The 14,364-nt window shown below is 41.3% G+C and carries 13 protein-coding genes; 6 read left to right on the top strand and 7 right to left on the bottom strand.

Annotation, left to right across the window (positions count from 1 at the left end; translation table 11 throughout):
* Positions 1 to 544: 544 nt before the first annotated feature.
* From cysQ to cysG, 6 genes are read right to left on the bottom strand one after another with little or no spacing between them, the layout of a single operon-like run.
* Complete coding sequence (cysQ, locus tag Q0V26_RS11960; protein ID WP_297481881.1) at positions 545 to 1,282, bottom strand: 3'(2'),5'-bisphosphate nucleotidase CysQ; 738 nt, start codon at positions 1,280 to 1,282, stop codon at positions 545 to 547.
* A 24-nt stretch (positions 1,283 to 1,306) separates the two neighbouring features.
* Positions 1,307 to 1,930 (bottom strand): adenylyl-sulfate kinase, encoded by a 624-nt coding sequence (cysC, locus tag Q0V26_RS11955; protein WP_297481880.1) that lies wholly within the window; start codon positions 1,928 to 1,930, stop codon positions 1,307 to 1,309.
* Positions 1,931 to 1,949: 19 nt separating this feature from the next.
* Positions 1,950 to 3,680 carry an SLC13 family permease gene (locus Q0V26_RS11950; protein ID WP_297481879.1) on the bottom strand — a complete coding sequence of 577 codons (1,731 nt, stop codon included), beginning with the start codon at positions 3,678 to 3,680 and terminating at the stop codon, positions 1,950 to 1,952.
* Between the two features lie 5 nt (positions 3,681 to 3,685).
* A complete protein-coding gene (gene cysN / locus Q0V26_RS11945; protein WP_297481878.1) occupies positions 3,686 to 5,107 on the bottom strand; it encodes a sulfate adenylyltransferase subunit CysN in 1,422 nt (473 codons plus the stop codon).
* A gap of 10 nt (positions 5,108 to 5,117) precedes the next feature.
* Positions 5,118 to 6,026 carry a sulfate adenylyltransferase subunit CysD gene (gene cysD, locus Q0V26_RS11940; protein ID WP_080158633.1) on the bottom strand — a complete coding sequence of 303 codons (909 nt, stop codon included), beginning with the start codon at positions 6,024 to 6,026 and terminating at the stop codon, positions 5,118 to 5,120.
* A gap of 13 nt (positions 6,027 to 6,039) precedes the next feature.
* Positions 6,040 to 7,455 carry a siroheme synthase CysG gene (gene cysG / locus Q0V26_RS11935; protein ID WP_297481877.1) on the bottom strand — a complete coding sequence of 472 codons (1,416 nt, stop codon included), beginning with the start codon at positions 7,453 to 7,455 and terminating at the stop codon, positions 6,040 to 6,042.
* Positions 7,456 to 7,869: 414 nt separating this feature from the next.
* Between cysG and Q0V26_RS11930 the strand changes: the two genes are divergently transcribed.
* From Q0V26_RS11930 to Q0V26_RS11915, 4 genes are all read left to right on the top strand, one after another.
* The gene (locus tag Q0V26_RS11930) at positions 7,870 to 9,837 is read left to right on the top strand and encodes a bifunctional 2',3'-cyclic-nucleotide 2'-phosphodiesterase/3'-nucleotidase (protein WP_297481876.1); all 1,968 of its coding nucleotides are present in this window, start codon (positions 7,870 to 7,872) and stop codon (positions 9,835 to 9,837) included.
* A gap of 94 nt (positions 9,838 to 9,931) precedes the next feature.
* Positions 9,932 to 10,528: a Crp/Fnr family transcriptional regulator gene (locus tag Q0V26_RS11925; protein ID WP_297481875.1), complete on the top strand. Its 597-nt coding sequence runs from the start codon at positions 9,932 to 9,934 to the stop codon at positions 10,526 to 10,528.
* Between the two features lie 70 nt (positions 10,529 to 10,598).
* Positions 10,599 to 11,060: a GNAT family N-acetyltransferase gene (locus tag Q0V26_RS11920; protein WP_297481874.1), complete on the top strand. Its 462-nt coding sequence runs from the start codon at positions 10,599 to 10,601 to the stop codon at positions 11,058 to 11,060.
* Positions 11,060 to 11,932, top strand: a complete 873-nt coding sequence (locus Q0V26_RS11915; protein WP_297481873.1) for a DMT family transporter — start codon at positions 11,060 to 11,062, stop codon at positions 11,930 to 11,932. Before Q0V26_RS11920 ends, Q0V26_RS11915 begins: the two co-directional genes overlap by 1 nt.
* 73 nt (positions 11,933 to 12,005) lie before the next feature.
* Here the strand turns inward: Q0V26_RS11915 and Q0V26_RS11910 are convergent, their stop codons facing one another.
* Positions 12,006 to 12,869 carry a LysM-like peptidoglycan-binding domain-containing protein gene (locus Q0V26_RS11910; RefSeq protein ID WP_297481872.1) on the bottom strand — a complete coding sequence of 288 codons (864 nt, stop codon included), beginning with the start codon at positions 12,867 to 12,869 and terminating at the stop codon, positions 12,006 to 12,008.
* A gap of 124 nt (positions 12,870 to 12,993) precedes the next feature.
* On the opposite strand from Q0V26_RS11910, the gene Q0V26_RS11905 reads away from it, so the two are divergent.
* Both Q0V26_RS11905 and Q0V26_RS11900 read left to right on the top strand, forming a co-directional pair.
* A complete protein-coding gene (locus Q0V26_RS11905) occupies positions 12,994 to 13,614 on the top strand; it encodes an FKBP-type peptidyl-prolyl cis-trans isomerase (protein WP_297481871.1) in 621 nt (206 codons plus the stop codon).
* Positions 13,615 to 13,790: 176 nt separating this feature from the next.
* Positions 13,791 to 14,282: a DUF2780 domain-containing protein gene (locus Q0V26_RS11900; RefSeq protein WP_297481870.1), complete on the top strand. Its 492-nt coding sequence runs from the start codon at positions 13,791 to 13,793 to the stop codon at positions 14,280 to 14,282.
* Positions 14,283 to 14,364: the final 82 nt, after the last annotated feature.

Genomic DNA, 14,364 nt, shown 5'->3' with positions numbered 1-14,364 from the left:
AAATCTTTCGACTTAACTATTCAGTGAGTGCCCACACAGATTGCATGGTCAAATTATTAAAGAACGTTAGCACAATACATCGTATTGGCTGAGGCTGCGTATACTACTCCGCGCCAGTTTAAAGTCAATAAGTTTTTTAAATTAGATTTAACCAACCCTTTATTGACCTGTCCTGTGTTGAAAGTAAATTATATTTCCAACCATTCAAACAACATTTGAATCAAGACTGCAGTTTTCATAGCTTAATGTAAGACAAGAACCGTCAATTACCGCAATGATTTTTATAAACCGCTTATTGACAAGTTACACACAGGTTGTAAATAACTTACTAACCGCACGTATTCCGTGTCGTTGGGGTGCATTATAGAGATAACAGGAAGGATGGCAATTGTTTATTTGCTTTTTTAATACGAATGCTAGTAATACCAACCAAAAACCACAAAAGAGTCAATATTCATACAATAACGCTATTAAACAATAGTCGCTATTTAAAAATAGTGTTGAGTATTTAATCAATCCGTGACATTTAGTTGGTTGTATATAGTTAAGAGACAACAAAATAAGGATTTAATAGCGACTCTCGATCATAACGAAGGGGGAAACCATCCAGATCATTCACTGTAGCGCCTGCACTTTCAGCGATACATTGACCAGCAGCGGTATCCCACATCATAGTTGGTCCTAAACGCGGGTAATATTGAGCACGTCCTTCCGCCACTAAGCAAAACTTTAATGATGATCCCACCGCTATCCATTTATGTTCACCTAATCGTTGAAGATAAGCCTCCAACCCAACCGATGGATGTGAGCGGCTACCTACCACCGTCGGTATAGTAGAAGGTAGAAGACGAATCACTTCTTTACCTGCTTTAGTCACAAGCCAAGCTGTTTTTCCATCACCCAACCACGCTTTATTTAATGCTGGCGCATAGACCACCGCTAAAATAGGTTTCCCGTTTTCAATAAGTGCGATATTAACGGTGAACTCGCCATTCTTATTGATAAATTCTTTGGTGCCGTCAAGTGGGTCCACCAGCCAAAAAGATTGCCAATATTGACGCTGTTGCCAATCAGTATGTGGTGACTCTTCAGATAAAATAGGGATATCAGGCGTTAACTGTTGTAACTGACTAATGATAATTTCATTCGCGGTAAGATCCGCAATGGTCACGGGGCTATTATCGGCTTTATTTTTAATAATAATATTACTGTGATAATGCGTCATTATTGATTTACCCGCATCCAATGCGATGTTGTATATAGCATCAAGTAATGTTGTCACTTACGGTACTCCTGTTACCAGTTATCAAGCAATAATACCTCGACTCCGTAAAACGTTAATACATTGCTCAACTAACTCATTAATATTATGACTATCGGCTGCAAGATGAATTTCAGGCTGTAAGGGCGATTGGTACTCTGCATCAATACCTGTAAATTGCTTTATTTCTCCCGCACGTGCTTTTTTATATAATCCTTTAGGATCGCGCTTTTCGCATTCAGCTAAAGGGGTATCAACAAACACTTCAATAAACTCACCTTGTGGCAGTAAATCTCGAACAGATTGTCTTTCTTCGCGATGAGGAGAAATAAATGCACTTAATACTATTAATCCAGAATCTGCCATTAACACAGCGACTTCACCAATTCGACGGATATTTTCTCGTCGATCTTGAGCAGAGAAACCAAGATCTTTACACAAACCATGGCGAACATTATCACCATCTAATAAATAGGTATGATAACCTAATGCCAAGAGTCTATGTTCAAGAGCGCCAGCAACAGTCGACTTACCAGCACCACTTAATCCAGTAAACCATAACACACAAGGCTGCTGCTGCTTTTGCTGTCCTCGCTGATCTTTAGTCACACTATAACTATGCCAGACAATATTATTGTTATCGTCATGGGGCTTCGTTGTCGTATTCATAACATATTCCATTGTTAATTTAGTTAAAAGGGAAGACGACTGGGATCAAGATCAACACTACAGTGGAATACACAATTGAAAGCGGTAACCCCAGTTTTAAATAATCTCGAATTTTATAATTACCGACGCTGTAAACGAGTAAATTCGTTTGGTAACCATACGGCGAAATAAAACTCGCACTAGCGCCAAACAGTACCGCCATAATAAAGGGCATAGGATCGACACCATAGCCCAGCGCCAAGCTATAACTTATTGGGAACGCTAATGCAGCGGCAGCGTTATTGGTGATCAACTCAGTTAGTATTAATGTAAGTAAGTAAACTGCAATTAATCCGCCATACACTCCCCAACCATTAAATGCGGTAATAAGTGCTTGGCCCATTTGCTGTGATAAGCCACTGGTAATCATTAATTGTGCCAATGTTAATGCTGATCCAACAATCACTACAATATCAATCGGAAATCGACGTCGAAGCTCACCAAAGGAAATAATCCCCAATCCCACTAGCAGTAGCAAATAAACAGCTAATCCTTTAATCAATGACAGCCAATCAGCTAAAGCCAATACAATCACACTTAAAAAACCGACTAATACTATTGTGCTACGGTAATGGTCTAAACGTGCGCTTGAATCAAGACCATTCACTAGCACAAACTCACGTTCCAGCATGGCTTGTTTTTGGTTAAACAATTTCCCCGGTACAATAACTAACGTATCACCCGCGCGTAATTCAATATTACCCAAGCCACCAGCTAACCGTTCATGACCGCGACGGATGGCGACCACTACCGCATCAAAGTTTTCACGAAATTGAGTGCTCTTTAAGGTACGACCACAAATAGCAGCAGAATGACTGACCACAACCTCCATCATCGATTGACCATTAAGATGATGCTGACCAAATAAATGCAGTCCTTCTATTTCTTGTAAGGTAGTAACACTTTCAATATCACCACAAAACAATAATCGATCGCCTGCTTGTAATTTAGTCTCAGGGCAAACAGGGGCTATAGTCTTACCCTCACGGATAAGCTCAGCTAAAAATAAACGTCGTAATGCACGCAGTCCATTTTCAGTGACGCTCTTTCCTATTAACGGTGAATGACTTTTTACTCGCGCCTCTAAGAAATAAGGCAGCTGTTCTTCACTATCATCGTCGTTATTTGGTAAAAAATAACTCAGTGGAATTAAAATCATTAACCCAATAACTAACACCGCTAAGCCAATCATGGTGGGTGCAAAAAAGCCAAGGCTAGGTAAACCAATATCTTCTACAAAACTATTAATAATAAGGTTAGTTGATGTACCGATTAGCGTTAATGTGCCACCTAAAATAGCGGTATAAGATAACGGCAGTAATAATTTAGAGGGGGCATGGCGTTGATTACGCTTTATTGCCCCTATTAATGACACCACCACCGCAGTGTTATTGGTAAAGGAGGACAATAATGCGGTCGATAAGCCCAGCTTAGCCACAACAAAGCTATGACCACCTTGTGAAATTTGCCGCCCAACCCAACTAATTAAGCGGGTTTTTTCAAGAGCAATGGAGACCAATATTAATAACACTAAGGTTAATAATGATGAATTGGTAAAATTTGCGGCAATGACAGGTAATTCAATTAAGTTTGCTTGAAAACCAATAAACGCACTGCCGGCAAATAAATACGCAGGTTTAATCTTCGTAGTGAGCAAGCAGAGAATAATCACTACTAGCATTGCCAGCACAGTAGCTTGTTCCCAGCTCATTCACATTACTCCAGTAATTGACCGATATCTTTTGCATCCCAATGCGGGAAATGCTTACGGACCAGTGCATTAAATTCAACTTCAAACGCTGAATAACTACGACGGTTATCGATGGCTAATGATTCACGAATTAAGCCTGCACCAACAGTGACATTGGTTAATCGATCAATAATGATAAAGCCGCCAGTATCTTTACAGGTTTGATAGCTATCAACGGCAATCGCATCGTGTAGGTTGAACTCACATAAACCAATGCCATTAAGGGGTAACGTCTCGGTTGCAAAGGTATCAAGACTATTAATATCAACTTGATGACGTATCGCACTCACACTGCCTAGCGTTTTTTTACCTGCCACTTTAATATCATACTGACGTCCAGCCGTTAATGCGGTTTCCCCCATCCAGACAATATCTGCCAATACATTGTTACTTAGCGGCACTTCGTCTTCGGCTGCAATTAACGTATCACCACGACTAATGTCAATTTCATCCGCTAAGGTAACCGTAATGGCTTGACCTTTAGTTGCAAATGCTAAATCACCATCAAAAGTTACGATTCGCTCTACGGTTGATGTTTTTCCTGATGGTAATGCTGTTACTCGTTGCCCTACCTTTAGTTCGCCTGAAGCTAATGTGCCAGCAAAGCCACGAAAGTCGAGATTAGGACGGTTTACATATTGAACCGGAAAACGTAACACTGGTGAGTCATCATCAGTGAATAAATCAACTTGCTCTAATAATGTTAACAATGATTCGCCTTGATACCACGCCATCTTGGCACTTTGACTAACAACGTTATCGCCTTCTAAGGCTGATAATGGCAATAATTGAATATTGATATTAGGATTGAGCTTTTTTGAAAACTGAAGGTATTGCTGCTGAATTTCTTCAAACCGTGTTTGGTCAAAATCAACCAAATCCATTTTATTGACTGCCACTATAAATTGGCGAATACCAAGTAAACTAGCGATATAAGAATGACGACGGGTTTGATCTAATACCCCTTTACGAGCATCGATTAAAATAACCGCCACATCACAGGTTGAAGCACCAGTTGCCATATTACGGGTGTACTGCTCATGCCCTGGGGTATCAGCAATAATAAACTTACGCGCTTTGGTCGAGAAATAACGGTAAGCAACATCAATGGTGATCCCTTGTTCACGCTCAGCTTGCAAACCATCGACTAATAACGCTAAGTCTGGCTTATCGCCCGTAGTACCGACTTTTTGGCTGTCGGTATGAATTGCCGCTAATTGATCTTCATAAATTTGGTGAGAATCATGCAGCAAACGACCAATGAGGGTACTTTTACCGTCATCAACGGAGCCACAGGTTAAAAATCGTAGCAGTGACTTATTATGATGTTGATCGAGATAAGCTTCGATTCCAAGCTCTGCGACCTGTTGTTCTATCACACTATTCATTTATCTCTCCTTAGAAGTAACCTTGGCGTTTTTTCAATTCCATTGAGCCAGATTGATCGTGGTCGATAGCCCGCCCTTGACGTTCACTGGATGTCGCCACCAGCATTTCTTCAATGATCCCCGGTAACGTATCAGCCGTTGATTCCACCGCTCCCGTTAATGGATAACACCCTAAGGTTCTAAAACGGACACTTTTTTGTTGAATCGTTTCACCCGGCAATAATTCGAGTCGCTCATCATCAACCATGATTAACATTCCATCCCGTTCAACAACCGGTCGTACTTGGGATAAATACAGTGGCACAATTTCAATTTGCTCTAAGAATATATATTGCCAAATATCAAGTTCAGTCCAATTGGAGAGTGGAAACACGCGAATGCTTTCACCTTTATTAATTTGACCGTTATAGGTTTTCCATAATTCAGGACGTTGGTTTTTTGGATCCCAACTATGGTTTTTATCGCGGAATGAATATACTCGCTCTTTCGCACGTGATTTCTCTTCATCACGCCGAGCGCCACCAAACGCAGCATCAAACCCATATTTATCGAGAGCTTGTTTTAAGCCTTGGGTTTTCATAATGTCGGTATGCTTTGATGAACCATGAGTAAAAGGTCCAACACCCATCGCCACCCCTTCTGGGTTCTGATGGACTAATAAATCAAAACCGTATTTTTCAGCGGCACGGTCTCGAAATTCAATCATTTCACGAAATTTCCATGTGGTATCGACATGCAATAGTGGAAATGGAATTTTACCCGGATAAAAAGCCTTACGGGCTAAATGCAACATTACGGATGAATCTTTACCTATGGAATACATCATGACTGGGTTATCAAACTCAGCCGCAACTTCACGCAAAATATGAATACTTTCGGCTTCAAGCTGCTTGAGGTGGGTTAAACGTTTAGGGTCCATCACTCTCTCCATGTTATGCCAGTTTCACTGCCGCTTCAGGTTGCGGCTGTAACTGTTCCTTTGTTGTGAACCAAGCTAATTTATGTGATAGCTTTACTACTTCACCGACCACAATTAATGATGGTGATGCAGCATGTTGTGCTAGATCAGCAAGTTCATGTAATTGTCCGGTTAATACTTTTTGAGTGGCTTGTGTACCACGTTCAATAATCGCGATTGGGGTATTAGGGGCGCGGCCGTGTTGTAATAACTGCTGTTGAATATGACTAGATTTCATTAGCCCCATGTAGATAACTAAGGTTTGATTACCACGCGCTAATGTTAACCAATCAAGTTGTTTACCATCAGGCTTTAAGTGCCCAGTAATAAACATTGCTGTTTGAGCATAATCACGGTGGGTTAATGGAATACCTGCATAAGCGGTGGCACCGGCGGCAGCTGTAATGCCGGGAACAACTTGAAAATCAATCCCCGCCTCCACCAGCACTTCTAATTCTTCTGCACCACGACCAAATACAAACGGATCACCACCTTTAAGTCGCACCACACGTTTGCCTTGTTGGGCATATTCAACAATCAATTGGTTGGTTTGCTCTTGCGGCACACTGTGAAAACCGGCTTTTTTACCAACACAAACACGTTCTGCATCACGACGTACCAACGCCATCACTTCATCGGAAACAAGGTAGTCATACAACACCACATCCGCTTGCTGCATTAATTGCAAACCACGTAAAGTTAGTAACCCCGCATCACCAGGGCCGGCACCAATTAACGCAACTTGCCCAACAGGTGACGTGTGCTGTTGTAACTGTTGATGTAATGCTTGTTGGGCTTCACTATGACGACCGACAGCAACCAAATCTGCAAAGCGACCATTAAATGCTTGCTCCCAAAAGGCGCGACGGCTAGAAAAGATAGAAATCTTGGTGGCAAGATAGTCACGAAAACCGCCTGCAATAGTCGCCATTTTGCCTAAATGCTGTGGCAATGTTGCTTCTAGTTTTTGACGCAATAAACGCGCTAAAACGGGTGCTTTACCCGATGATGAAATAGCAACAATGATCGGTGAACGGTCAACAATAGAAGGCACAATAAAACTACAACGTTGAGTGTCATCAACAACATTCACTAACACTTGACGTTGATTGGCTGATTGGTAAACCAGAGCATTCAGCGCTTTATGTGGCGTTGCGGCAATGGCTAGAAAAATCCCATCAAGATTCGCGGGAGAAAATGTGTCACCAACAAAGCGGATCTGGTTAGCAGCAATCGCCGTGGTAAAATCAGCATTAAGCTTAGACGCGATAATTCCCACATCGGCACCCGCTTTTAATAACATTTGAGTTTTGCGCCATGCGCTATTACCACCACCGACAACCAAACAGGGTCGACGCTTTAAATCCGCAAATATTGGTAAATAATCCATTGTTAACTCTCCTTGGTGTTCTGTAACCACTATAGAGAGCTCGTGATATTACTTGAAATTCTAAAGTTTCATTTTTTATATCAAAAAGTTTGGTTATTAATTCAACAATCCTAATTTCATGATCGAATAGAATGATCAACCGCAAATAAATATAAAGCAGATATAAATAGCTAGCAGTAAGCAAAATGAAGAATATTCAAATATCACTTCGAACCTAAGTTATGCCTTTTCTTTCTTAATTTAATCAACACCATTTCGTTTTGAATCAAATATTACGATTCTTTCACCGCTTAATAATGGTTATGCATATAAAAAATGAGAGTTAAAGCACAATTATGTGACGGGTTCAGATAGTAACTGCATAAGATTTGTTATTTTAGGCACGCTTTCCTTACCTACCCTTTGGAGAAACACATGACACTATCTGTTAAGCCTTTATCAATCGCTGTTTTAGGCGGTTTGCTATTACTAGCAGGCCCCGCAAATGCAGAAACGATTAAATTACGTATTCTTGAAACAACAGATATTCATACAAATGTAATGGATTACGATTACTACAAAGATAAGCCGACAGATAAAACAGGGTTAGTCCGTACAGCGACCTTGGTTGAAAAAGCACGCGCTGAAGTCATTAATAGTGTGTTAGTCGATAACGGTGATTTGTTGCAAGGTAGCCCTATGGGTGACTACATGGCAGCAAAAGGTATTAAAAAAGGCGAAGTGCACCCTGTCTATAAAGTGATGAACCAACTCGGTTATGCGGTAGGTAATATTGGTAACCACGAATTTAACTATGGTCTTGATTTCCTAAACACCAGTATTGAAGGGGCAAATTTCCCTTATATCAATGCCAATGTTTATGATTTAAAAACCGGTAAAAATTTATTTACCCCTTACCTTATTCAGGATTACACCTTTAAAGATAACGATGGCAACAACCAAAAACTAAAAATTGGTTACATTGGCTTTGTTCCGCCACAAATTATGGTATGGGATAAAAACAATCTTGAAGGCAAAGTAGAAGCAAAAGACATTAAGCAAACTGCAGAGAAATTCATTCCTCAAATGAAAGCCGAAGGCGCTGATATTATTATCGCCATTCCACACTCTGGCGTTTCAGCAGACCCTTATAAAGTCGGCGCAGAAAACTCGGTCTACTTCCTAACCCAAGTAAAAGGGATTGATGCGATTGCATTTGGTCACTCGCATGCGGTATTCCCAAGTAAAGATTTTGCAAGCTTACCTGGCGCTGATATCAACAAAGGCACCATCAATGGTATTCCTGCGGTAATGCCCGGTCGTTGGGGTGATCATGTGGGTATTATGGATTTGGTGTTAGACAAAGAAGGTAATAGCTGGAAAGTGACCTCAGCCCAAACTGAAGCGCGTCCTATCTTTGATAAAGCCAACCAAAAATCATTAATCAAAGCCGATCCAAAATTAGTCGCGGCAGTAAAAATTGATCATAACGCTACCCGTGACTTTGTTAACCAGCCAATTGGTAAAGCCAGTGATGTAATGTACAGCTATTTAGCCTTGGTTCAAGACGACCCAACGGTACAAATTGTTAACTTAGCCCAAAAAGATTACGTTGAACACTTTATTCAAGGCGACCCCGACCTTGATGGTTTACCCGTATTATCAGCAGCTGCCCCATTTAAAGCTGGCGGTCGTGGTAATGACGCAGGCAACTACACCGAAGTAGAAGCAGGCCAACTAACATTCCGTAACGCGGCTGACTTATACTTGTACCCCAATACCCTTGTTGCGATGAAGGTAAAAGGTAAAGATGTTCAAGAATGGCTAGAATGCTCCGCGGCACAGTTTAATCAAATTGATGTTAACAGTGAGAAGCCACAAGGACTTATTAACTGGGATGGTTTCCGTACTTACAATTTTGATGTCATTGATGGCGTAAAATACAACATTGATATTTCACAACCAGCAAAATACGACGGTGAATGTAAACTGATTAATCCAACCGCGAATCGTATTAAAGATTTAAGCTTTAATGGCAAACCGATTGATTTAGAGCAAACGTTCTTAATCGCGACCAATAATTACCGCGCGTACAGTGGTAAGTTTGCTGGTACAGGTGAAGCGTTTGTTGCTTTTGCATCACCCGATGAAAACCGCACTGTATTATCAGATTACATCAGTCGCGTGAGCAAACAGAAAGGTCAAGTTGTTCCAAGTGCAGATAATAACTGGCACTTCACATCACTGAAAAGTGATAAGAAGTTAAAGATTCAATTTGAAACAGCGAACAGTGATAAAGCAGCGAAATTTATTAAAGATAAAGGCCAATACCCAATGCAACAAGTCAACACCACGCCGGGTGGGTTTGCTATTTATCAATTAGATCTTCAAACGCGTAAATAATTCCCCTCAATAAAATATCTATATACCGCAGCCTTGGTTGCGGTATTTTTTTGATACACTGCCACTATCATTCTTTTTATTCATTAACTCGCTTATGCCTTTCAATAACCATTCTGAATTAGCGGCTTTCTTAACTCAGCTAGGTGCAGATACCGCCACTATCAACGATGTCATTGCCGTTGCTGAACCACTAGATCTTCCGACTCGTCATATTTTATTACACCAAGGGCAAACCCCAACCCATTGCTACTTTTTATTAAACGGTTTGTGCCATGCGTGTTATTTAACCGAACAAGGTAAACAATTCAGTAAAGAGTTCTATTGGGATCAAGATGTTATTATTGGCTTTGAAAGCTTAATTAATGATGCGCCCTCAGCCTATTTATTAGAAACATTATCCGCCAGCCAATTAATCATGTTACCCATTACCCTATTTCAGCAATGGCGTCAGCAGCAGCACCCGTTGTATCAAACCTTATTAGAACGTCAATTACTGCATAAAGAGCACAAAGAACGCTTTATGCTCATGCATACTCCAGAACAACGATTACAACTGTTTAGTGATCATTTTCCCGAGTTAGTTGGGCGCATAACCGATTACCAATTAGCTTCTTATTTAGGTATTACTTCCATTAGTTTAAGTCGAATCAAAAAACGGCTCGCGAGCGGTGAAATTAATCCCAAAAATTAACCATTGTTAACTTCATTTTTGACGGAAATCGGTACACTAACGACATCATACCGAATTCAGGACGTTAACTATGACAACATGGCAGTGTTTACCCTTTGACGAATTAACAACCCACCAGCTTTATGACCTATTAAAACTACGTTCAGAGATATTTTGTGTGGAACAAAACTGTGTGTATCCCGATCTTGATGATCACGACCGCACTCCAAATGTGTTCCATCTGTTAGGTTACGTAAACAATGAACTCGTCGCATATTTACGTTTATTAGCCCCTGGCGTCACTTATGATAATGTCAGTATTGGGCGAGTAGTGGTAACACTAAGTCAGCGTAAACATGGTTTAGGTCATCAATTATTACGTCAAGGATTAGCCCATGCGGAAACAATTTGGCCACAACAGTTAATTGAAATTGGCGCTCAACAATATTTAGTAGCGTTCTATCAATCACATGGATTTACCCAAACTTCAGACATGTACCTTGAAGATGGCATTCCCCATGTTGATATGCAGTTATTACAAGATCCCACCTAATGCGCTGGTCTGCGGTTTCAATCGGTATTGCTATTTTAATTTGCGGTAATTTATCGTCGTCACTGTCTGATGTGGCGGTAAAATTATTAGATGGTAGCGTATCGGCATTTCAGTACATGTTTATTCGCCAATTATTGAGCGTGATCCTAATTGCGCCATTATGGTTACGATTAACCCCCGCTCAGCGTGATATTGGGCATTGGAAGGTGAATGCAATCCGTGCCCATCTTGTATTAGCGGGTAGTGGCATGCTGCTGATTGCCTTAACTTACCTTCCATTAGCCACCGCCAATGCCTTATTTTACGCCGCACCGTTACTCATGCTGCCATTATCAATGCTGGTATTAGGTGAGCGGCCAAATAAAGAAAAAGTATTAGCAACTGCAGTCGGGTTTATTGGCATCGTCATTGTGTTACGCCCCGATCAATTTCATTGGGCCGCATTTGCCGCATTAGGCACCGCCTCAACATTGGCGTTATACAATGTTTTAGTACGTAAGCTGCCCCCACAACAACCGATTATCAGTACCCTATTTTGGACAGGTATTTTATCGTTACCCATATCAAGCCTATTAGCCTATCAATATTGGCAGCCATTACAGCCCAAACAATGGTTATTGATTGCTGCCAGTGCGTTATTTACATTAGGTTATCAAGGCTGTTGTGTTGCGGCTTACCGTCAAAGTGAGACTTATAAGATTGGACTTGCGGAATATTCAGGGCTTATTTTTGTCGCGATATTTGGTTATTTATGGTTTGACGAGATTCCCGATCTGCTCACGGGGTTAGGTATTTTATTGATCATCATTCCAATGGCCCCATGGCCGAAAATCCGTCGCTCACCACAAAGCCTGAGCCATAACGCAGATTAAACATTTATCACTTAAAAATAATAAGCCACCTTATACTGGCGGCTTATTAATTTCATGTATCACCATTGCAAATTTATTGACGATAAAAACGGCCGCTAGCATTAACTGCATACGAAGCAGAAACACCATTACCTAGAACTTGTAAACCACTAATTTCACCACGGCTGTTTTGACGATAACGTAACGTCTGTCCAGCTTGAATACGGCTAATAGGTTTACCCGCCCCTTCAACTTTCGCAATCGCATAAAGATCCCCGAGTGGTAGTCCTTTATTACGGAAAACATTGGCTAAGGTATTTCCCGCTGGCACTTTATAGCTATACCATTGGTTTGCAACACCCGCTGGCTGCTGAGTCGCCTTTGGCGTTGATACTGGCGCTGTCTTTGCCGCAGCTTTTGCAGCGACCACGGGTTTATGAGTAGCGGTATCAATGGTGTAGACCTTACCACCATTAATCGGGTAGATTTTTGAGCTCATTGGTTTGCGCTCAGGAGCGGGGCCGCGATCTTCCATGCCCCCCGTCGCTTTCATGCCTGAGTCTTCTTTAATATCGGCGCTATCTAATACAACATCGGTACGTTTAACCGTACTGTGCTTACCATTGCTATCTGGATTATTTTCAGCTTGAACATTAGGCTCCGACGTTACCTGGCTTGCCACATCACTATTGCCTAAATTTAAGGCAATATCACGCCGCATCGGTACACCGCCAGATTGACCTTCTAATTCTTTGGTTGATGGCAACATTAGTGCACCAATAAATACTGGCACAACAACGGCTAACGCCCAACGATGAAAACGAGGAAAACGCTGCCATATCTGACATACACCAGATACACGCTCACTGCACTTTGCCTTTATCACGCCAATATTGAGTTTTACTGGCGGTTGCTGATTTCCGTTTTTTTTATTTGAACGGCGATTTACCTTTCCCATATACAGCACTCCAAAGCTTCATATGTCACGCAATTAGCGAATATTGGTTACAAACATTTACCCGATAGGGGCTAAACTGTTATCCTGCCTACTTTAATTCATTCTACATTAAGAGATGACAATAATGTCTGACGTTAAACTAGATACAATTGAGACTAAAGCAAGCTACGGTATTGGTCTACAAATGGGCCAACAACTAGCACAAAGCGGTCTTGAAGGCCTAAACGTAGCAGCAATTGCTCAAGGTATCGCAACTTCTCTAGCTGGCGAAATGCCAGAAATCGAAGTTGATGAAATCAACAATGCACTACGTGAACTTCACACAGCAGCAGACGCTGCACGTCAAGAGCAAGCTAAATTAGCTGCTGCTGATGGCGAAGCATTCCTAGCTGAAAATGCACAACGTCCAGAAGTTACAGTAACTGATTCTGGTCTTCAGTACGAAGTTCTTGTTGAAGGTAATGGCGAAATTCCAACTTCAGACAAACAAGTTCGTGTGCACTATCACGGTATGCTAACAGATGGCACTGTTTTTGACAGCTCTGTATCTCGTGGTCAACCTGCAGAATTCCCAGTAACTGGCGTTATCGCGGGTTGGGTTGAAGCTCTTCAAATGATGCCAGTAGGTTCTAAGTGGAAGCTGTCTATTCCACAAAACCTAGCTTACGGCGAGCGCGGCGCAGGTGCAGCAATCCCTCCGTATGCGGCACTAGTATTTGAAGTAGAGTTATTAGATATTCTATAAGATATCAAGCTTAAACAAATAAATAAACGGCGCCATGAGCGCCGCTTTTATACCTATACGCCATTCAAACAACAAAAAATGATTGCAACAAGATAAATCTTCACTAGGATTGACATACCCAAGTCAATTTCTGATTTAAAAGACTTCGGTATTAATCTTTACTAAGGAGTCTCCCAATGAAAAAACGTCGTATCGTCACAACGCTTGTAGCAGTTGCATTGTTATCATCAAGTACTATGAGTTACGCTTTTAGTCTATCTGATATTTTCGGTGGCGAAAGTGCTGATCAAGTGGTTAGCCAAGTAGCACAAAACCCACTAACAAAAACACTTATTTCTGAACTCGGTATTAAACCAGAGCAAGCAGCCGGTGGTGCAGGCGCATTACTGGGCATGGCCGCAAGTCAACTTTCAGGTCCTCAAGGTAGTGAACTAGCTAAATTAATCCCTGGTGCTGAAAAACTAACGGACTCATTACCAATGGGACTTGGTCAGCTACTTAGCAACCAAGCTAATATTGATAAAGTGTTCTCTGTTCTGGGTATGGATCCAGCGATGATTAATAAGTTTGTTCCGGTTATTACTCAATTCTTAGGCCAACAAGGTGCAAGTAACGCCCTTTTAGGCGCGCTAGATAAAGTATGGGCTCCAGCTGCGGCAACAAAATAATCTTATTCTCTGTCTGAATAACCCACAAGGCAGCGTCGATACGCTGCCTTGTTTTTTTATTGATAAACCCAACACAAAACGA

The organism is uncultured Photobacterium sp. (genome assembly GCF_947039875.1).
In the GTDB taxonomy this organism is placed as follows: domain Bacteria; phylum Pseudomonadota; class Gammaproteobacteria; order Enterobacterales; family Vibrionaceae; genus Photobacterium.
The sequence above is the reverse complement of the archived record's forward strand: the minus strand, read 5'-3'. Positions and strand labels throughout refer to the sequence as shown.

Bases quoted from the DNA above. Each gene is read 5' to 3' on its own strand.
- cysC (WP_297481880.1), bottom strand. From the start codon at position 1,930: ATGAATACGACAACGAAGCCCCATGACGATAACAATAATATTGTCTGG.
- Q0V26_RS11950 (WP_297481879.1), bottom strand. From the start codon at position 3,680: ATGAGCTGGGAACAAGCTACTGTGCTGGCAATGCTAGTAGTGATTATT.
- cysN (WP_297481878.1), bottom strand. From the start codon at position 5,107: ATGAATAGTGTGATAGAACAACAGGTCGCAGAGCTTGGAATCGAAGCT.
- cysD (WP_080158633.1), bottom strand. From the start codon at position 6,026: ATGGACCCTAAACGTTTAACCCACCTCAAGCAGCTTGAAGCCGAAAGT.
- cysG (WP_297481877.1), bottom strand. From the start codon at position 7,455: ATGGATTATTTACCAATATTTGCGGATTTAAAGCGTCGACCCTGTTTG.
- Q0V26_RS11930 (WP_297481876.1), top strand. From the start codon at position 7,870: ATGACACTATCTGTTAAGCCTTTATCAATCGCTGTTTTAGGCGGTTTG.
- Q0V26_RS11925 (WP_297481875.1), top strand. From the start codon at position 9,932: ATGCCTTTCAATAACCATTCTGAATTAGCGGCTTTCTTAACTCAGCTA.
- Q0V26_RS11920 (WP_297481874.1), top strand. From the start codon at position 10,599: ATGACAACATGGCAGTGTTTACCCTTTGACGAATTAACAACCCACCAG.
- Q0V26_RS11915 (WP_297481873.1), top strand. From the start codon at position 11,060: ATGCGCTGGTCTGCGGTTTCAATCGGTATTGCTATTTTAATTTGCGGT.
- Q0V26_RS11910 (WP_297481872.1), bottom strand. From the start codon at position 12,869: ATGGGAAAGGTAAATCGCCGTTCAAATAAAAAAAACGGAAATCAGCAA.
- Q0V26_RS11905 (WP_297481871.1), top strand. From the start codon at position 12,994: ATGTCTGACGTTAAACTAGATACAATTGAGACTAAAGCAAGCTACGGT.
- Q0V26_RS11900 (WP_297481870.1), top strand. From the start codon at position 13,791: ATGAAAAAACGTCGTATCGTCACAACGCTTGTAGCAGTTGCATTGTTA.